Below are 17,861 nucleotides of genomic sequence, written 5' to 3'. Positions count from 1 at the left end.
CATCGTGATTCCCGATGCGCATTCTTCATACCTCCGACTGGCACCTGGGCCAGCACTTCATGGGCAAGACCCGCCAGGCCGAGCACCAGGCCTTCTGCCGCTGGCTGATCGAGCAGGTACGTGAACGCGAGGTCGACGCGGTACTGGTCGCCGGGGATGTGTTCGACACCGGCGCACCGCCCAGCTACGCCCGCGAGCAGTACAACCAGTTCATCGTCGAACTGCGGGATGCCGGCGCCAGCCTGGTGGTACTCGGTGGTAACCACGATTCGGTCGCCATGCTCGGCGAGAGCCGCACGCTGCTGGCGCAACTGGATACGCGGGTGGTGCCGGCGGTGGGCGTCAATCTGGACGAGCAACTGCTGGTGCTCAAGCGCCGCTCCGGCGAACCGGGTGCGATCCTCTGCGCGATTCCCTTCATTCGTCCGCGCGATGTGCTGCAGAGCCAGGCCGGGCAGAGCGCGGCGGACAAGCAACTGTCCCTGCAGCAGGCGATCCAGGATCACTATCAGCAATTGTTTGCCCTCGCCGAACAGCGTCGTGCCGAACTGGGCGGCGGTATGCCCATCGTCGCTACCGGCCACCTGACCACCGTGGGCGCCAGCGCGAGCGAGTCGGTGCGGGAAATCTACGTCGGTGCGCTGGAAGCCTTCCCCACCAGCGCCTTCCCGGCGGCCGACTACATCGCTCTCGGACATATCCACAGGCCGCAGAAGGTGGGCGGCCTGGAGCACATCCGTTATTGCGGCTCGCCCATTCCGCTGTCTTTCGACGAGGCTCGGCAGCAGAAGGAAGTGCTGCTGGTGGAGCTGGACAGCATTGGCCTGCACAAGGTGGAAGCCCTCGCGGTACCACGATTCCAGCCGCTCTACTCGCTGCGCGGCAGCCTGACGGAGTTGCCGGCCCTGTTCGCCGAAGTGGCGCGCGATGGCAGCCCGGAGCTGCCCGTCTGGGTGGAGGTGCAGATCAGTACCGACGACTACCTCAACGACCTGCAAGCGCGTCTTGCGGCGCTCTGCGAGGGCCTGCCGGTGGAGGTGTTGCGTATTCGCCGCGAGCGCGGCGCGGCCCAGGCCGGCCTGCAACGTGAGGCACGGGAAACCCTCGATGAGCTGAATCCGCAAGAGGTGTTCGACAAACGCCTGGAAAGCGAAGAGCTGGAGCAGGAGCTGCGGCAGCGACTCCAGGGGCTGCACCGCGAAGTGCTGGCCGAATTGCAGGAGCGCCAGGCATGAAGATCCTCAGCCTGCGCCTGAAGAATCTCAATTCGCTCAAAGGCGAGTGGAAGATCGATTTCACCGGCGAACCCTTCGCCGGCAACGGCCTGTTCGCCATTACCGGCCCTACCGGTGCCGGCAAGACGACCCTGTTGGACGCCATCTGCCTTGCGCTCTATCACCGCACGCCTCGCATGGGCACCGTATCGGCGAGCATCAACGAGCTGATGACCCGTCATACCGCTGACTGCCTGGCAGAGGTGGAATTCGAGGTGAAGGGCGTGGCCTACCGTGCCTTCTGGAGCCAGCGCCGTGCCCGCGACAAGGCTGACGGCGGCCTGCAGCCGCCCAAGGTGGAGCTGGCGCGGGTGTTGGATGGGGAAATCCTCACCGACAAGATCAACGACAAGCTCAAGCTGACCGAGAGCCTCACCGGCCTCGATTTCGAGCGCTTCACCAAGTCCATGCTGCTGGCCCAGGGTGGCTTCGCCGCCTTCCTGGAGGCCAACGCCAACCAGCGCGCGGAGCTGCTGGAAGAACTGACCGGCACCGAAATCTACGGACGGATATCCCAGCGGGTATTCGAGCGCACCCGTGAAGTGAAGTCCGGGCTGGATCAACTGCGCGCCCGCGCCGAGGGTGTCGAGCTGTTGAACGAAGACACCCGCGCAGCCTTGCAGCAGGAAGCCGGCATCCTCGCCGACGAAGAGCGCCAGCTGCAGACTCGCCAGGCCGATCTGCAACGTCAGCGGCAATGGCGCGATGAGCTGGACAAGGCCCTGGCCCGTCAACAGGCTGCCGGACAACAGGGCCAGGCTGCCCGTGCCGCCCTGGATCAGGCGCAGCCGCAATTGTCCCGGCTGGCTGCCAGCGAGCCGGCCAGCCAGTTGCTGCCCGTGTATCGCGACTGGCAGCGGACGCAGCAACAGCTCAATCAGGGTGAAAGCGAGCTGCGCGTCACCCGGCACGAATTGCAGACGCTGGCCGAACGCATCCTTGACCAGCTCTGGCAGGGCGCCCAGTTTGGCGAGCAATGGGCAGAGGCGCGCCAGTGTGCCCTTGAAGGCCTCCAGGCCGAGCGAGAAGCCCTGCAAAGGAGGATGGCTGAACAACCCCAGCGGTCCCGTCTTGCTGAGCACCTGGGGGGCTGGCGGGCGGAATTCGGTGCCCTGGCCAGGCGCCAGGACGAGTTGAGCGGATTGCAACGTGCCCAGGCTGAGTTGAAGTGTCAGTCCGACGACCTGGGAGCGCGCTTCGGTCTGGCCCGTGGCGCCCTGGAGAGTGCCAGGGCCGAACAGGCGCAGGCGCTTCACACCGAGACGCAAGCCCAGGCCCGGCTCGATGGGCTTCTGGGTGGGCTGGATGACGCTGCCCTTCGCTCGCAGTGGCAGCAACTGTTGGAACGAGGCCGCCTGTTAGAGCGCCTTGACCAGCTGTCCCAGCAACGCCGGCAACTGGCCGAGCGCCAGTCGCGCGCCCGTGAGCAGCTGCAACCGTTGCAGGACGAGCAGAAAACCCTGGTCGAACAGCGCGATGCCTTACGTCGCCGCTTCGCCGAGCTCAAGCAACAGATCACCGACAAGGAAAAGCTCCTCGAACAGGAGCAGCGTATCCAGCAACTGGAGGCTTACCGCGCAGCCTTGCAGCCGGGGGATGCCTGTCCGCTGTGCGGTTCGCACGAGCACCCAGCTATCGCCGAATACCAGGCCCTCAACCTCTCCGCCACCCAACAGGGGCTGTTGGATTGCAAGGCAGCGCAGGACGAGGTGCGCCAGCAAGGGGAAACCCTGAGCAATCGCCTGGCTTCCCTGGAAGCGCAGGTGGCTCAGCTGGGCGAAGCCTTGCAGGGCGCCGAAGTCGAACAGCGGCAGTACGTGGAGCAATGGCGCGAGCTGTGCCAGACCCTGGAACTCCAGTTGCCGGACCTGGCAGCGCTGCAGGCCGAGCTGTCAGGTCATGCCGAGCAGCTGCACGCGCTGCAGGATCGACTGGCACAGCTGGATCAGCTCAAGGCCGGCCTGACCTCGGCCCGCGACCTGCGCCAGCAGCGCGACAAGGTCCTGCACGACTGCACCAGCCAGCTCGCCTTGCTGGAGAAGGATCAGGCCAGCCTGCGCCAGCAGGAACAGGGCAACGCGCAGCGGCTGGAGCAACTGGACCGCGAGCAGGGCGAGGCGCGCGAGCAGTTGTCCGCCAGCTTGGCGACATTGGACTACGGCCTGCCGACGGCAGGTGACGTCTGGCTCACCGAACGCGAAGCCGAGTGGCAGCAGTGGCAGCAGGACCAGGCGACCGGCCAACAACTGGAAGTCCGCCTGCGTGACCAGCAGCATGCCCTGGAGGCCGCTCGAGAACTGGCCCGCCTGTGGCAAGGCCGCTGGCAGGCTTCCGGGCATACCGGACAAACACCGCTGGCGCCGGTAGATGATCCCCAGGCCGCGCTGGCGCGGGTGCAGACCGAGCTGGACGCCGCGCAGCAGCGGCTGAACCAGCTCAAGGGCAGCGAGCGCAGCCAGGACCAGCGGGTCCAGGAAGCCCGGCACCAGTTGCACGTGCAGCTCGACTCCTGGCGACAGGGGCTGGCCGCCAGTCCTTTTGCCGATGAAGCCGCCTTTCTCGCCGCCTTGCTGGATGAGGCGGAACGCAACGCCTTGCATGAGCTGCAGCAGCGGCTGAACCGTGAACTGGGCGATGCCGAAGCCCTGTTGGCTGACGCTCGGGCCCAGGCCGAACGCCTGCAGGCTGAGCCCCAGAGCGAGCTCGACCGCGAGCGGCTGGAGAGTGAATGGCAGGCCTTGGGCGAGCGCGTGCGCGAGCTTAGCCAGCGACAGGGCGAAATCCGTGCCCAGCTCTCCGGCGACGAGCAGCGCCGGCAAAACCAGCAGGCCCTGTTCGCCGACATCGCCCGCCAGGAAGCCGAATACGACCTCTGGCAACGCCTCAACGGCCTGGTGGGGTCGGCGGATGGCGCCAAGTACCGCAAGTTCGCCCAGGGCCTGACCCTGGACCACCTCGTGCATCTGGCCAACCTGCAATTGCAGCGCTTGCACGGCCGGTATCAGTTGGCCCGGCGCCAGGGCGGAGAGTTGGAGCTGGAGGTGGTGGATACCTGGCAGGCCGATGTCGTCCGCGACTGCAAGACCTTGTCCGGCGGCGAGAGCTTCCTGGTCAGCCTGGCGCTGGCGTTGGCGCTGTCCGATCTGGTCAGCCACAAGACCAGCATCGATTCGCTATTCCTCGACGAAGGCTTCGGTACCCTTGACGGTGAAACTCTGGAAATCGCCCTCGACGCCCTGGATGCACTGAATGCCAGCGGCAAGATGATCGGTGTGATCAGTCACGTCGAAGCATTGAAGGAGCGCATCCCGGTGCAGCTCAAGGTGCACAAGGGCGTGGGCATGGGGTACAGCCGGCTGGATGCCTGTTTCGCGGTTGGGGCGTAGATCGGGCGATCACTGTGGGAGCGAATTCATTCGCGATTGAAATCGCTCCCACAGGTGGCACGGACAGCCCCCTCTCCCGCTTGCGGGAGAGGGTTGGGGTGAGGGCAGCTGGAAGAGGCTCGATCTACCAAGGGCAGACCTGCAGTCTGCCTGGCGATTGAAATCGCCCCTACAGGCCAGCAATCAGGCCCAGCGTTCCTTGCGCCAGGCTTCGCGACCGGCGGCATCGAAGAAGGTCCAGGCGACGAAGCGGCTCTGCTTCTGGCCTTGGGCCATCTCCAGCACGCGGATGTCCACGGCATCGCTGCGCCGCAGGCGGGCCTCGAGGCCGGGCAGGTTGCCAGCCTTGGAAACCAGGCTGCTGAACCAGAGCACCTGTGCCTTGAATTGCACGCTCTCATCCACCATCCGCTCCAGGAAACCGACTTCGCCGCCTTCGCACCAGAGTTCCGCGCCCTGGCCGCCGAAGTTCAGCACTGGCAGCTTGCGCTTGGGATCGAGCTTGCCGAGGTTCTTCCACTTGCGCTGGCTGCCGCGAGTGGCTTCTTCCAGCGAGCTGTGGAAGGGCGGATTGCACAGGGTCAGGTCGAAGCGTTCGCCCGGTGCGATCAGGCCCTTGAAGATATTGCGTGATCCGGTCTGCTGGCGCAGGTCGATGGCGCCGTCCAGTTGGTTGGACTGGACGATGGCGCGCGCCGAGCCGAGCGCCGTCGTGTCGATGTCCGCGCCGGTGAAGTGCCAGCTGTACTCGCTATGGCCGATCAGCGGATAGATGCAGTTGGCGCCGACACCGATATCCAGAGCCTGGATGCCCTTGCCGTGGGGAATCTGCCCACCGTTATCTGCGGCCAGCAGGTCGGCCAGGCCATGCAGGTAGTCAGCGCGACCCGGTATGGGTGGGCAGAGGTAACCAGCGGGAATGTCCCAGTGCTGGATGCCGTAGAACTGCCGCAGCAGGGCCCGGTTGAAGACCTTGACCGCCTCCGGATCGGCGAAGTCGATGCTCTCCTTGCCGTAGGGGTTGGTGATGACGAAGCGCGCCAGCTCGGGGCTGCCCTGGATCAGTTGGGGAAAGTCATAGCGGCCCTGATGGCGATTGCGCGGGTGCAATTGCCCCTTGCTGGCGGGCGGCTTGGCTGGTGCGTTACGAGAGCGCTTGGGGGGCTGGGGCATGGTGGCGGTGTCGGCAGGTGAAAACGCGGCATTTTCCCACAGGCGCAGGGCTGGCGTCAGGAGAGGTGAAGCGCGCGCCCGAGGTAATCGAAGAACAGGCAGTAGGCGGCGATGGGCAGCGGTAGGCCGAGCAGGGTCCCGGTCAAGTAGTGACGAAATCGCACGCCGCTGAGGCTGAGAGCGTAGTTCAGCGCCGGCACGGTCTGAAACAGCATCCGCAACAGGGTAATGACGGTCACCGGACGTTCGTCGAGGTGGGCGATGATGCGTCGCGCCAATCGGTTGTCCAACTCCCGCAGGGCACTGCCGCCCAGCAGGCGGATGACCACGAAAGTCGTGCAACAGGAGAAGGTCGCGGCCAGGTAGGTGGCCAGGCCACCCCATACCCGCCCCAAGGCCAGCACGGCGGCGGCGAGGAAGATCCAGCCGGGAATCTGGATCAGGTTACCCAGAGCGAAGAGCAGGGCGAAGAGCAGCAGGCCCCAGCCCTTGTGGGCCAGCAGCGTGTCATGGAGGTACTGGAGGCTCAGGTGCTCGCGCAAGCCGCTGAACTGGAAGCCCGCCAGCAGCAGTGCGAGAAACAGGGCGACCAGAATCAGGCGGCGATACTTGTACATGGCGGGGGCTCCGCAGCTGTCCCTTTCATTGAAGCTCAGAGCGGGAACACCAGCGGCACCAGGAACACGCTGACGACCATCACCAGCAGGGTGAAGGGCACGCCCACCTTCACGAAGTCCCCGAAGCGATACTGCCCAGGTTCCAGCACGAGGGTATTCACGGGCGAGGAAATGGGCGTCATGAAGGCTGCCGATGCCGCCAGGGCGACGATCATCGCGAAGGGGTAGGGCGACATTCCCAGTTGCTGGGCCGTGGCAATGGCTACCGGCGCCATGAGCACGGCGGTGGCGGTGTTGGAAATGAACAGGCCGATCAGCGCAGTGACGATGAACAGGCAGGCGAGCATGGCGTAGGGGCCGGCATTGCCGAGCAGGGCGACCAGCCCCTTCACCGCAAGGTCGATGCCGCCGGTTTGTTGCAGGGCCTGGGCGAACGGCAGCATGCCGACGATGAGGATCAGGGTGGGCCAGTGGATGGCGCGGTAGGCGCTGTCCAGGTCGATGCAGCGGAACGCGCCCATCAGCAGACAGCCGATCAGCGCCGCCATCACGTTGGGCACCAGGCCGCTGACCATCAGGAAGATCATCACCGCGAGGCTGAGCAGGGCGTAGGGCGCCTTGCGCGCTGTTGGGGCCACTTCGTCCACCTCGGCGGGCAGGCTCAGTACCAGGAAGTCGCGACTTTGCCCCTGCAATTGGTGGATGGCTTTCCACTCGCCGGCCACCAGCAGGGTGTCGGAGGGTTTCAGCTTCTCGTCCACCAGCACGCCTTCCAGCGCCTCGCCATGGCGGCGCAGGCCGACCACGTTGAGTTGGTGGCGGGAGCGGAAACCCAGTTCCTGGATGGTCTTGCCCGGAAGCTTCGACTCGGGCGGCAGGGCTACCTCGGCCAGCCCCAAGGAATGGGCGTGCAGGCTGTAGTAGGAAGCGGGCAGCGGCAGGGGTTCAAGGCCGAGTTCCTGGTACGCGCCCAGCAGGCCGATGGCCGGGCTGGCGAGGTCCGCCAGCAGTACGTCGCCGGGCTCCAGCAGCGTATTGCCGGTGGCCATCAGCAGCAGGGTGCGAAAGCGGCGCTGGCGCTCGACGGCGATTACGTTGATGCCGTACTGCTTGCGCAGCTCCAACTCGTTGAGGGCCTGGCGCGCCAGGGGCGAGTCGGCGCGCACCTTGAGGCGCCGCTCCCGTTCATTGAGCGCGTAGGCCGTGGCCAGGTCGGACAGGGTCAGACGCGGCACGGCGGCGGCCTCGTCGCTGCCGCGAGGCGTGAGCCAGTGCCGGGTCAGCAGCATGTAGACGATGCCCAGTGCCAATACCGCAAGCCCCACCGGCGTCAGGCTAAAGAAGCCGAACCCGTCCAGGCCGGCGCGGCGCAATTCGCTGTGCACCACAAGGTTGGGCGCGGTGGCGACCAGGGTGAGCATGCCGCTGATCAAGCCGGCGAAGGCCAGCGGCATCATCAGGCGCGCCGGGGCGATCTTCAGCCGCGCAGCGACCCCCAGGGCCACGGGAATGAAGATGGCGACAACGCCCGTGGAGCTCATTACCGAGCCCAGGGCCGCGGCGGCCAGCATCAGCAGCACCAGCAGGCGTGTTTCGCTGCTGCCAGCGCGGGCCACCAGCCAGTCACCCAGGCGATAGGCGATGCCGGTACGCACCAGTCCATCGCCGATGACGAAGAGAGCGGCGATCAGCACCACGCTGGGGTCACTGAATCCGGCCAGGGTATGACTGATATCGAGAATGCCGGTCAGTGGCAGAGCGACGATGACCAGCAGGGCGACCACGTCCATGCGTGGCTTGTTGAGGACGAACAGGGTGATGGCGGCCATCAGCAGGCCAAGCACCATCAGCAGATCGAGGTTCAAACGCGACTCCCAGTGTTCCTTGCGGGGACGGCAGGCTAGAAGAGCCTGTTCACGATCTTCCGAGCTAGAGAAGAACAAGGCGGAAATGGCTGAGGATGCGGAGTTTACGAGTTGTAAATGAGCACATCCGAAGCCATTTCCAACGCAGTTATTCCGACGCGCAGGTGATCGTGAGCAGGTTCTCAGGGGTAACCCAGGACGGCCTTGATCTGATGCAGGTTAGCGGCGATCCAGCGCTTGTCGATGGCGCCCCAGTCGCGGATCTCATAGTGCCCGGCGTTGTTGCGCTCGCCGGCGTCCTGCTGGAACTGGCAATCGATATCCAGCTCACCCAGGGCCAGCAGCGTGTCCTGTGCGGTGCGCCGGGGCATCCCGGTGGCGTCCATGATGGCCGGCACACTGACAGCGGTGCCGCTGTCGATCAGCCAGGCGACGTAGAGGCGGCGGTAGAAGCTGGTCTTGGTCTTGCTGGTTTCCATGGACTGTCCTTCAGCAGATAGAACAAGGCCCGCAGTAGCGGGCCTTGTCGGGTGTTACAGGCTGGCGATTCGCGAGCGCTGTTCGGTCAGGTTGGCCAGGGCCTGTTCGGCTTCGGCCAGCTTGGCGCGCTCCTTCTCGATCACCTCCGGCGGAGCCTTGGCTACGAAACCTTCGTTGCCCAGCTTGCCGCCGACTCGCTTCACTTCGCCGTCCAGGCGCTGGATTTCCTTGTCCAGGCGGGCCAGTTCCGCGTCCTTGTCGATCAGGCCTGCCATGGGCACCAGCACCTGCATGTCGCCCACGAGGGCAGTGGCGGACATCGGCGCTTCTTCACCGGCGGCCAGGACGCGAATGGTCTCCAGCTTGGCCAGCTTCTTCAGCAGCGGCTCGTTGTCGGCCAGCCGGCGACGGTCTTCGTCGTTGGCATTGGCGAGGATGATGTCGATGCGCTTGGCCATGGAGATGTTCATCTCGCCACGAATCTGCCGCACGCCGAGCATCAGTGCCTTGACCCACTCGATGTCGCCTTCGGCGGCAGCGTCGATGCGCTCTTCCACCGCAACCGGCCAGGGCTCTAGCATCAGGGTGGCGCCGCTCTTGCCGGCCTGGCCCTTGATGCGCTGCCAGATTTCTTCGGTGATGAACGGCATGAAGGGGTGTGCCAGGCGCAGGGCCACTTCCAGCACGCGGATCAGGGTGCGGCGAGTGCCGCGCTGACGCTCGATGGGGGCGTTCTCGTCCCACAGAACCGGTTTGACCAGTTCCAGGTACCAGGCGCAGTACTGGTCCCAGATGAACTCGTAGAGAGTCTGGGCGGCCAGGTCGAAGCGGAAACCGTCCAGATGGCGGGTAACTTCAGCTTCGGTGCGCTGCAGGGCGGAGATGATCCAGCGGTCGACCGAGGACAGTTCGACCGGCTCGTCGTTGACACCGGTGTCCTGGCCATCGGTGTTCTCGATGACGAAGTTGGCGGCGTTCCATAGCTTGTTGCAGAAGTTGCGGTAGCCCTCGACGCGGCCCATGTCGAACTTCACGTCACGGCCGGTGGACGCCAGCGAGAGGAAGGTGAAGCGCAGGGCGTCGGTGCCGTAGCTGTTGATGCCTTCCGGGAACTCGGCCTTGGTCTGCTTGGCGATCTTCTCGGCGAGCTTCGGCTGCATCATGCCGCTGGTGCGTTTTTCCAGCAGGGTGTCGAGGTCGATGCCGTCAACGATGTCCAGCGGGTCCAGGACATTGCCCTTGGACTTGGACATCTTGTGGCCCTGAGAGTCGCGCACCAGGCCGTGGACGTAGACGGTCTTGAACGGAACCTGCGCGGTGCCGTCCTCGTTCTTCACCAGGTGCATGGTCAGCATGATCATGCGGGCTACCCAGAAGAAGATGATGTCGAAGCCGGTGACCAGCACGTCGGTGGGGTGGAAGGTCTTGAGGAACTCGGTCTGTTCCGGCCAGCCCAGGGTGGAGAAAGTCCACAGACCCGAGCTGAACCAGGTGTCCAGCACGTCTTCGTCCTGGGTCAGGGGGAGGTCGCCCAGGTTGTGCTTGGCGCGGACTTCCGCTTCATCACGGCCGACGTAGACATTGCCTTCTTCGTCGTACCAGGCTGGGATGCGGTGGCCCCACCACAGCTGACGGCTGATGCACCAGTCCTGGATATCGCGCATCCAGGAGAAGTACATGTTTTCGTACTGCTTGGGCACGAACTGGATGCGGCCATCTTCCACGGCGGCGATGGCCGGTTCGGCCAGCGGCTTGGTGGAGACGTACCACTGGTCGGTCAGCCAGGGTTCGATGACGGTGCCGGAGCGGTCGCCCTTGGGCACTTTCAGCGCGTGGTCTTCGATCTTTTCCAGCAGGCCGAGCTGCTCGAAGGCGGCGACGATCTGCTTGCGCGCCTCGAAACGGTCGAGGCCGGCGAATTGGGCCGGCAGGCTGCCGTCCACTTCGTGATTGACGTTGCCGTCGAGGTTGAACACCTGGGCATGGGCCAGCACGGCGGCGTTCTTGTCGAAGATGTTGATCAGCGGCAGGTTGTGGCGCTTGCCGACTTCATAGTCGTTGAAGTCGTGGGCCGGAGTGATCTTCACGCAGCCGGTGCCGAACTCGGGGTCGCAGTACTCGTCGGCGATGATCGGGATGCGACGGCCCACCAGGGGCAGTTCGACGAAGGTGCCGATCAGGTTCTTGTAGCGCTCGTCCTCCGGGTGCACGGCAACGGCGCTGTCGCCCAGCATGGTTTCCGGACGGGTGGTGGCGACGATCAGGTAATCCTTGCCGTCGGCAGTCTTGTGGCCGTCGGCCAGCGGGTAGCGCAGGTTCCACAGGCTGCCTTTCTCGTCGTGGTTTTCCACTTCGAGGTCGGAGATGGCGGTGTGGAACTTGGTGTCCCAGTTGACCAGGCGCTTGCCACGGTAGATCAGGCCGTCTTCATGCAGGCGCACGAAGGCTTCCTTGACCGCGTCGGACAGGCCGTCGTCCATGGTGAAGCGCTCACGCGTCCAGTCCACGGAAGAGCCGAGACGGCGAATCTGGCGGGTGATGGTGCCGCCGGACTGTTCCTTCCATTCCCAGACTTTCTCGAGGAATTTCTCGCGGCCGAGGTCATGACGGCTGACGCCCTGGGCGGACAGCTGGCGCTCCACCACCATCTGGGTGGCGATGCCGGCGTGGTCGGTACCCGGCTGCCACAGGGTGTTGCGACCCTGCATGCGGCGGAAGCGGATCAGGGCATCCATGATGGCGTTGTTGAAGCCATGACCCATGTGCAGGCTGCCGGTCACGTTCGGCGGCGGGATCATGATGGTGTACGGGTCACCGGAACCTTGCGGGGCGAAGTAGTTGTTCTTCTCCCAGGTCTGGTACCAGGAAGTTTCGATGGCGTGGGGCTGGTAGGTCTTGTCCATGGTTCGGCGGGGACCCTAGAGGCGTCTGAACGGGAAAACGGGAGAGTATAACGGCAACGGACCCTCGAAAGAATTGGCGCGCGTTGCCGGTGCCGCCCGATGGTTACCGGGCGCGCCGGATCACTGCCGGCGTGGCGGCAGCAGGCGGGTCAGGCGGGCTTCGAGGCGGCGTTTGAGTTCGGCTTCGATCTGCGGCACGAAATCGTCGATCACGTCCTGCAGGATCACCTGCGCGGCGGCGCGCAGTTCGCTGTCCAGGCGGACCAGTTCCGGGTTGCTCGCCGGTGTCATGCGCTGGCGAATCGCTTCGGCCATCTGCGTGGGCGCGGGGGCGGGTGCCGGAGTTGGTACAGCTGCGGGCTCCGGCGCGACCGGGGCTGCCTGGAACAGGGGCTGCTGCGGGGGCGACAGGGGCGCTGCCGGCGCTACGGGTGCGGGCTCGACTATTTCCGACAACAACGGGATGCCGTCGGCATCCAGGGTTTCGGTGAGCAAGGGTGGTTCGGCGTCGCCAGGCTCGTCATCGAGCAGGGCACGAATGGATTCGAGGTCGTCCAGCAGGTTCGCCGGCTTTTCGGGATGCTTGGGGGTGTCCATCGGTGCGGTACGGCTAGAGTTCGACTCGTTTCGGATCATAGCCCCGCTGCCGGTAGCTACGGAAATTCTCCCGGCAGGCGGCAAGCAGGTCGGGTTCCTGGTTGACGATCTCGATGATCCGGCTGAAGTGCTCGACGTGAGGGGAAATGGTCGAAGCGAGGTTGATCAGCAGGCCCTGCTGGGTGGCGGGTGCTTCGTCCAGGGCCAGCACCACCGGGGCGCTGGCGTCGTCGTCGATCAGGCTATGGGGAATGAAGCTCTCGGCGCGAAAACGCCAGAGCAGCTTGTCCAGCTCGTCGCGCTGGGCGGCATCGGTGCAACGCACGAGGACTGGCAACCCATGGCGCCAGCCCTTGGCGGCCAACTGGCAGGCCGCGCGCAGGCGGTCTACCGGATTGGCCGAAGAGAGCACGTAGAACTCAACTCTCACTTGATGCGGTCCAGCAGGTACTGGGTGAGTAGCGGCACCGGACGGCCAGTGGCGCCTTTATCCTTGCCGCCGCTGACCCAGGCGGTGCCGGCGATATCCAGGTGCGCCCAGTGGAACTTCTTGGCGAAGCGCGACAGGAAGCAGCCGGCGGTGATGGTGCCGGCCTTCGGACCGCCGATGTTGGCGATGTCGGCGAAGGGGCTGTCCAGTTGTTCCTGGTACTCGTCGAACAGCGGCAGCTGCCAGGCGCGGTCGTCGGCGTACTCGCCGGCCTTGAGGATCTGCTTCACCAGCGCGTCGTTGTTGCCCATCAGGCCCGAGGTATTGCTGCCCAGGGCGACGATGCAGGCGCCGGTGAGTGTGGCAATGTCGATCACCGCCTGCGGCTTGAAGCGTTCGGCGTAGGTCAGGGTGTCGCACAGCACCAGTCGGCCTTCGGCGTCAGTGTTGAGAATCTCGACGGTCTGGCCGCTCATGGTGGTGACGATGTCACCCGGACGGGTGGCGCCGCCACTGGGCATGTTCTCGGCGCAGGCCAGCAGGCCCACCAGGTTGATCGGCAGCTGCAGCTCGAGCACGGCGCGGAAGGTGCCGAGCACGCTGGCGGCGCCGCACATGTCGTACTTCATTTCGTCCATGCCGGCAGCCGGCTTGATGCTGATGCCGCCGGTGTCGAAGGTGATGCCCTTGCCGACCAGGGCGAAGGGTTGCTCGTCCTTCTTGCCACCCTGGTAGTTGAGCACGATCATCCGCGGCGGTTGCTCGCTGCCCTGGGCCACGGCGAGGAAGGCGCCGGCGCCGAGCTCCTTGAGCTTCTTCTCGTCGAGCACTTCGACCTTGAGGTTCTTGTGCGCCTTGGCCAGGGCCTTGGCTTCCTCAGCGATGAAGCTGGGGTGGCAGAGGTTCGGCGGCAGGTTGCCGAGGTCGCGGGTGAACGCCATGCCGTTTGCGATCGCCTGGGCATGCAGGCTGCCGCGCTCGACCTCGGCCTGGTCGGCCTTTTCCACCAGCAGGGTGATTTTCTTCAGGGCCCTGGGTTCGGCCTTCTGGCTTTTGAAACGATCGAAGACGTAACCGCCATCGGCCAGGGTTTCCACCATCAGGCGGGCCTTGCCATAGGCGTCGCGGCCTTTGACGGCCAGCTCGGAGAGGGCCAGCGTGGCATCGCCGCCGCCGAGGCCTTTCAGTACGCCATTCGCGGCGGCGATCATTTTGCGGAATTGGCGGTCAGAGAGCTCGCGCTCCTTGCCGCTGCCCACCAGCAGCACGCGCTCGGCCTTGATATTGGGGAGGCTGTGCAGGAGCAGGGTCTGGCCCACCTTGCCGGCAATGTCGCCGCGCTTGAGCAGGGTGGCGATGGCGCCGCCAGCTGCGGCATCAACGGCCTTGGCGGCGTCGCCAAGCTTGCGTCCTTCGCCGACAGCGACGACCAGTGTGGCGGTTTTCAGGGTTTCCAGACGGGCGCTTTTGACGAGGAATTCCATGACATGTGTCCCCAAGACAAAGAGCCGGGATTGACGGATAATGCCGGCTATTTTTTCAGTGGCCCGTCAGAACGGCGGGCTGGCCATAAAGCGGCTAGTTTGAGCGTAGCCGCGTGAGCCTGACAACCCTGGAGTGTCTGGTTTGATTGTCTTCCGTTATCTCTCCCGCGAAGTTCTGGTCACCCTGAGTGCGGTCAGTGCCGTGCTGCTGGTGATCATCATGAGCGGCCGTTTCATCAAGTATCTGGCGCAAGCCGCGCAAGGGGCGTTGGACCCCGGCGTGCTGTTCATGATCATGGGTTTTCGGATCCCCGGTTTCCTTCAGCTGATCCTGCCTCTGGGGCTGTTTCTCGGTTTCCTGCTGGCCTACGGCCGCCTGTATCTCGAAAGTGAAATGACCGTGCTCAGCGCGACCGGCATGAGCCAGCAGCGCCTGATGGTCTACAGCCTCGCTCCTGCGCTGCTGGTGGCCTTGCTGGTGGCTTGGCTGAGCCTGGGTCTCGCGCCCCAAGGCGTTGGTCAGGTCGCTCGCATCCTCAACGAACAGGATGCCCTGACGGAGCTGGATACCCTCGTTCCCGGACGTTTCCAGGCGCTCAAGGGTGGCGGTCGGGTGACCTATACCGAGACCCTGTCTTCCGACCGCGGTGAGCTGGGCGGCGTGTTCATCTCCGAGAAGCGCATTTCGCGCCAGGACGGCAAGGATCGTGGCATTGGGGTGCTGGTCGCGGAGAAGGGCCACCAGGAGGTCCAGCCGGATGGCAGCCGCTACCTGATCCTCAAGAATGGCTATCGCTATGACGGCAATCCGGGCAAGGCCGATTACCGCATCATCCACTACGAAACCTACGGCGTGCTCCTGCCCAAGCCCGAGATTACCTCGGAAATCGGCGAGCGCGAGGCGGTGTCCACTTCCGAGTTGATCGGCAGCACAGACCCGCGCTATCAGGCCGAGCTGCAATGGCGTCTGTCGATTCCGCTGCTGGTGTTCGTCGTCACCCTGCTGGCGGTGCCGCTGTCCAGGGTCAATCCGCGCCAGGGGCGCTTCCTCAAGCTGCTCCCGGCCATCCTTCTGTATATGGCGTACCTCGCCCTGCTGATCGCCGCGCGCGGACAGCTGGACAAGGGGCGCATTCCCATGGCCCTCGGCCTGTGGTGGGTTCACGCATTGTTCATCGCGGTAGGCCTGTTGTTGTTGTACTGGGAGCCTCTGCGCCTGAAGTGGGCGGCTCGTCGTGATGCCCGTGAGGTGGCCCATGGTTAGGTTGGATCGTTACATCGGCACTAGCGTGTTCTTCGGCATCCTCGCGGTGCTGGGGATCATCGTCAGTCTCGCGGCACTGTTTGCTTTCATCGATGAGCTGGGCGACGTGGGGGGCGACTACGATGTGCTCGCCGCGGCCTGGTATGTCTTCCTCACCCTGCCGCGTCGGGTCTACGACATGCTGCCCATGGCGGCCCTGATCGGCAGCCTGATCGGTCTCGGCACCCTGGCCAGCAGCAGCGAGCTGACTGTGATGCGTGCTGCCGGTGTGTCCATCGGCCGTATCGTCTGGGCGGTGATGAAGCCCATGCTGGTGCTGATGCTCGTGGGCGTGCTGATTGGCGAGTACGCCGCACCCTGGAGCGAGAACCTGGCCCAGGCCAATCGTTCCCTGGCCCAGGGCGGCGGGGATGCACAAAGCTCCAAGCGTGGTCTGTGGCACCGCCAGGGCGAGGAATTCGTCCACATCAACGCCGTGCAGCCCAATGGCGTGCTCTATGGCGTGACGCGCTATCACTTCGATGGCGAGCGCCACATGCAGTCGGCCAGCTTCGCCAAGCGCGCGTTGTTCCAGGGTGACTACTGGCAGTTGGAGGATGTGACCACCACGCATTTTCGGGGCGATCACACCGAAGTGCTCAACAGCGTCACCGAGCGTTGGAATATCGAGCTCAAGCCGGAGTTGCTCGGCACCGTCGTGATGGAGCCCGAGGCGCTGTCGATCACGGGCCTCTGGCGTTACACCCACTACCTGGCGGAGCAGGGGCTGAACAACGGCCGTTACTGGCTGGCGTTCTGGACCAAAGTGCTGCAGCCCCTGGTCACGGCGGCCCTGGTGCTGATGGCGATTTCCTTCATTTTCGGTCCGCTGCGTTCGGTAACCCTGGGCCAGCGCGTGTTCACCGGCGTCGTGATCGGGTTCGTGGTGCGCATCAGCCAGGATCTGCTCGGGCCTTCGAGCCTGGTGTTCGGATTCTCGCCGCTCTTCGCGGTGCTGGTGCCGGCGGGCATCTGCGCCCTGGCGGGTGTCTGGCTGCTGAGGCGCGCGGGCTGACTCCGAATCGATCCAAGAAAAAGCCGGCGTCTGCCGGCTTTTTTGTGGGTCACTTCTTGTGTGCGTCCTTGGGGACGCGAACGACCCGGGTTTCCGAATAGATGTCGTGCCAGGTGCGCTTCTCCTTGTCCCAGAGACTCCAGAGGAAACCCAGTCCCAGCGCCAGCCATGAGCCGATGGCAATGACGAAACGCAGCAGGGCCTGCCACAGGCTTATGGCCGAACCATCCTTGTTCTGCACGCGGATACCCCACACCTGCATGCCGAGGGTCTGCCCGTTGTGGGTCCAGAACTTGGCGAAGAATCCGAACAGGGCGAATACCAGTAGCGTGGAGAGTATCGGGTCACCGGAGAGGGCACCCTGGTCGGCCAGTTGGCGCAGGCGTTCGCCTCCGTAAATCAGGCGAAGGACGACCTGTTGATAGATCAGGGTGACCACCATCAGCAGGGCGACGCAGAGGAGGAAGTCGTAGAAGATCGCGGCGAAGCGGCGAACCAGCCCGGCGGAGGGGAATTCCCCCTGGGGGCGCAGCTGATGTTTCGGCATTGCGGGCTCTTGGCGTGTGGAAGGCGCGCCATTCTAGCAGCCGATTCGCGGGCACAAAAAAGCCCCTGATGTTTCCATCAGAGGCTTTCGGCGAAGATCAGGTAATTAGTTAACTACCTGAACCTTGTCAGCCTGCATACCTTTCTGGCCTTGAACGGCTTCGAAGGTAACCTTCTGGCCTTCTTTCAGGCTACGGAAGCCGGAGCCTTCGATAGCGCGGAAGTGAACGAACAGATCCGGGCCGCTTTCCGGGGTGATGAAACCAAAACCTTTCTCGTCGTTGAACCATTTGACGGTGCCGGTTTGACGATTCGACATATCTTTTTCCTTGAAACTGAAGTTGATGACAGCCTGCTGTTCACTGATGCGCCAGAAGGGCTGGAACTGGTTGCAAAGAGGTAAGAGAAGTCGAGCGGGATGTAGCGGATCTGGTGATCTACCGCATCAGGTCACGATTCAACAGCGACCCATGCAAACACAGTTGGCCAACTCTACGCTAAGTTTCCCGGAAATGCCAAGCCCCGAAAGGCCAATATTTACGGGCGGGGGAGGGCCCCGGACGGGCGGAAAGTTGAGGGGGAGAAGGCTCAGAAAGAGCTTGAAGATATCGTGGTGCCCCGGGAGAGACTCGAACTCTCACTCTGTCGCCAGAAACGGATTTTGAATCCGCCGCGTCTACCATTCCGCCACCGAGGCACGATGGCGGCGGAGTATAGGGAGACGCTCTGTCTCGGTCAATCCGTCTGCGTGGTCAGAAACGGGCATTTCCTGTACTATCTGCGCCCCT

14 protein-coding genes and 1 tRNA gene are annotated in these 17,861 nt (G+C 64.3%); 4 read left to right on the top strand and 11 right to left on the bottom strand.

Annotation, left to right across the window (positions count from 1 at the left end):
- The first annotated feature begins 14 nt into the window (after positions 1-14).
- Positions 15-1,235 (top strand): exonuclease subunit SbcD, encoded by a 1,221-nt coding sequence (gene sbcD / locus MnOB_RS05185; RefSeq protein ID WP_077522700.1) that lies wholly within the window; start codon positions 15-17, stop codon positions 1,233-1,235.
- Entirely contained in the window at positions 1,232-4,660 is a 3,429-nt protein-coding gene (locus tag MnOB_RS05180) for an AAA family ATPase (protein ID WP_077522698.1), read from the top strand. The genes sbcD and MnOB_RS05180 overlap by 4 nt, the downstream gene beginning before the upstream one ends.
- A 183-nt stretch (positions 4,661-4,843) precedes the next feature.
- On the opposite strand, the gene rlmF is transcribed toward MnOB_RS05180, so the two are convergent.
- The 8 genes from rlmF to MnOB_RS05140 form a co-directional block, all read right to left on the bottom strand.
- On the bottom strand, positions 4,844-5,833 hold the full coding sequence (gene rlmF, locus MnOB_RS05175; protein ID WP_077522696.1) for a 23S rRNA (adenine(1618)-N(6))-methyltransferase RlmF: 990 nt from the start codon (positions 5,831-5,833) through the stop codon (positions 4,844-4,846).
- Between the two features lie 56 nt (positions 5,834-5,889).
- Positions 5,890-6,450, bottom strand: coding sequence for a VTT domain-containing protein (locus MnOB_RS05170; protein WP_077522694.1), 561 nt, complete (start codon positions 6,448-6,450; stop codon positions 5,890-5,892).
- Between the two features lie 35 nt (positions 6,451-6,485).
- Positions 6,486-8,315: an SLC13 family permease gene (locus MnOB_RS05165; RefSeq protein ID WP_077522692.1), complete on the bottom strand. Its 1,830-nt coding sequence runs from the start codon at positions 8,313-8,315 to the stop codon at positions 6,486-6,488.
- A 182-nt stretch (positions 8,316-8,497) separates the two neighbouring features.
- Positions 8,498-8,794 carry a winged helix-turn-helix domain-containing protein gene (locus tag MnOB_RS05160; RefSeq protein ID WP_077522690.1) on the bottom strand — a complete coding sequence of 99 codons (297 nt, stop codon included), beginning with the start codon at positions 8,792-8,794 and terminating at the stop codon, positions 8,498-8,500.
- A gap of 54 nt (positions 8,795-8,848) precedes the next feature.
- A complete protein-coding gene (locus tag MnOB_RS05155; protein ID WP_077522688.1) occupies positions 8,849-11,698 on the bottom strand; it encodes a valine--tRNA ligase in 2,850 nt (949 codons plus the stop codon).
- A gap of 120 nt (positions 11,699-11,818) precedes the next feature.
- Entirely contained in the window at positions 11,819-12,295 is a 477-nt protein-coding gene (locus tag MnOB_RS05150) for a DNA polymerase III subunit chi (RefSeq protein WP_077522686.1), read from the bottom strand.
- Positions 12,296-12,308: 13 nt separating this feature from the next.
- Positions 12,309-12,725, bottom strand: coding sequence for a DNA polymerase III subunit chi (locus tag MnOB_RS05145; protein ID WP_077522684.1), 417 nt, complete (start codon positions 12,723-12,725; stop codon positions 12,309-12,311).
- Positions 12,722-14,209, bottom strand: a complete 1,488-nt coding sequence (locus tag MnOB_RS05140) for a leucyl aminopeptidase (RefSeq protein ID WP_077522682.1) — start codon at positions 14,207-14,209, stop codon at positions 12,722-12,724. Before MnOB_RS05140 ends, MnOB_RS05145 begins: the two co-directional genes overlap by 4 nt.
- A gap of 142 nt (positions 14,210-14,351) precedes the next feature.
- Between MnOB_RS05140 and lptF the strand changes: the two genes are divergently transcribed.
- A complete protein-coding gene (lptF, locus tag MnOB_RS05135) occupies positions 14,352-15,473 on the top strand; it encodes an LPS export ABC transporter permease LptF (RefSeq protein ID WP_077522680.1) in 1,122 nt (373 codons plus the stop codon).
- Positions 15,466-16,527: an LPS export ABC transporter permease LptG gene (gene lptG / locus MnOB_RS05130; RefSeq protein WP_077522678.1), complete on the top strand. Its 1,062-nt coding sequence runs from the start codon at positions 15,466-15,468 to the stop codon at positions 16,525-16,527. The genes lptF and lptG overlap by 8 nt, the downstream gene beginning before the upstream one ends.
- Positions 16,528-16,576: 49 nt before the next feature.
- On the opposite strand, the gene MnOB_RS05125 is transcribed toward lptG, so the two are convergent.
- From MnOB_RS05125 to MnOB_RS05115, 3 genes are all read right to left on the bottom strand, one after another.
- Positions 16,577-17,074: an RDD family protein gene (locus tag MnOB_RS05125; RefSeq protein ID WP_077522676.1), complete on the bottom strand. Its 498-nt coding sequence runs from the start codon at positions 17,072-17,074 to the stop codon at positions 16,577-16,579.
- A 105-nt stretch (positions 17,075-17,179) separates the two neighbouring features.
- Complete coding sequence (locus MnOB_RS05120; protein WP_016491057.1) at positions 17,180-17,392, bottom strand: cold-shock protein; 213 nt, start codon at positions 17,390-17,392, stop codon at positions 17,180-17,182.
- A 292-nt stretch (positions 17,393-17,684) separates the two neighbouring features.
- Positions 17,685-17,770: transfer RNA gene (locus MnOB_RS05115), tRNA-Leu, on the bottom strand.
- Positions 17,771-17,861: the final 91 nt, after the last annotated feature.

Origin of the sequence: Metapseudomonas resinovorans, from assembly GCF_002003485.1 — a bacterium.
GTDB lineage: Bacteria > Pseudomonadota > Gammaproteobacteria > Pseudomonadales > Pseudomonadaceae > Metapseudomonas > Metapseudomonas resinovorans_D.
This window is presented reverse-complemented; position numbering and strand designations above follow the sequence as displayed.

Bases quoted from the DNA above. Each gene is read 5' to 3' on its own strand.
- sbcD (WP_077522700.1), top strand. From the start codon at position 15: ATGCGCATTCTTCATACCTCCGACTGGCACCTGGGCCAGCACTTCATG.
- MnOB_RS05180 (WP_077522698.1), top strand. From the start codon at position 1,232: ATGAAGATCCTCAGCCTGCGCCTGAAGAATCTCAATTCGCTCAAAGGC.
- rlmF (WP_077522696.1), bottom strand. From the start codon at position 5,833: ATGCCCCAGCCCCCCAAGCGCTCTCGTAACGCACCAGCCAAGCCGCCC.
- MnOB_RS05170 (WP_077522694.1), bottom strand. From the start codon at position 6,450: ATGTACAAGTATCGCCGCCTGATTCTGGTCGCCCTGTTTCTCGCACTG.
- MnOB_RS05160 (WP_077522690.1), bottom strand. From the start codon at position 8,794: ATGGAAACCAGCAAGACCAAGACCAGCTTCTACCGCCGCCTCTACGTC.
- MnOB_RS05155 (WP_077522688.1), bottom strand. From the start codon at position 11,698: ATGGACAAGACCTACCAGCCCCACGCCATCGAAACTTCCTGGTACCAG.
- MnOB_RS05150 (WP_077522686.1), bottom strand. From the start codon at position 12,295: ATGGACACCCCCAAGCATCCCGAAAAGCCGGCGAACCTGCTGGACGAC.
- MnOB_RS05140 (WP_077522682.1), bottom strand. From the start codon at position 14,209: ATGGAATTCCTCGTCAAAAGCGCCCGTCTGGAAACCCTGAAAACCGCC.
- lptG (WP_077522678.1), top strand. From the start codon at position 15,466: ATGGTTAGGTTGGATCGTTACATCGGCACTAGCGTGTTCTTCGGCATC.
- MnOB_RS05125 (WP_077522676.1), bottom strand. From the start codon at position 17,074: ATGCCGAAACATCAGCTGCGCCCCCAGGGGGAATTCCCCTCCGCCGGG.
- MnOB_RS05120 (WP_016491057.1), bottom strand. From the start codon at position 17,392: ATGTCGAATCGTCAAACCGGCACCGTCAAATGGTTCAACGACGAGAAA.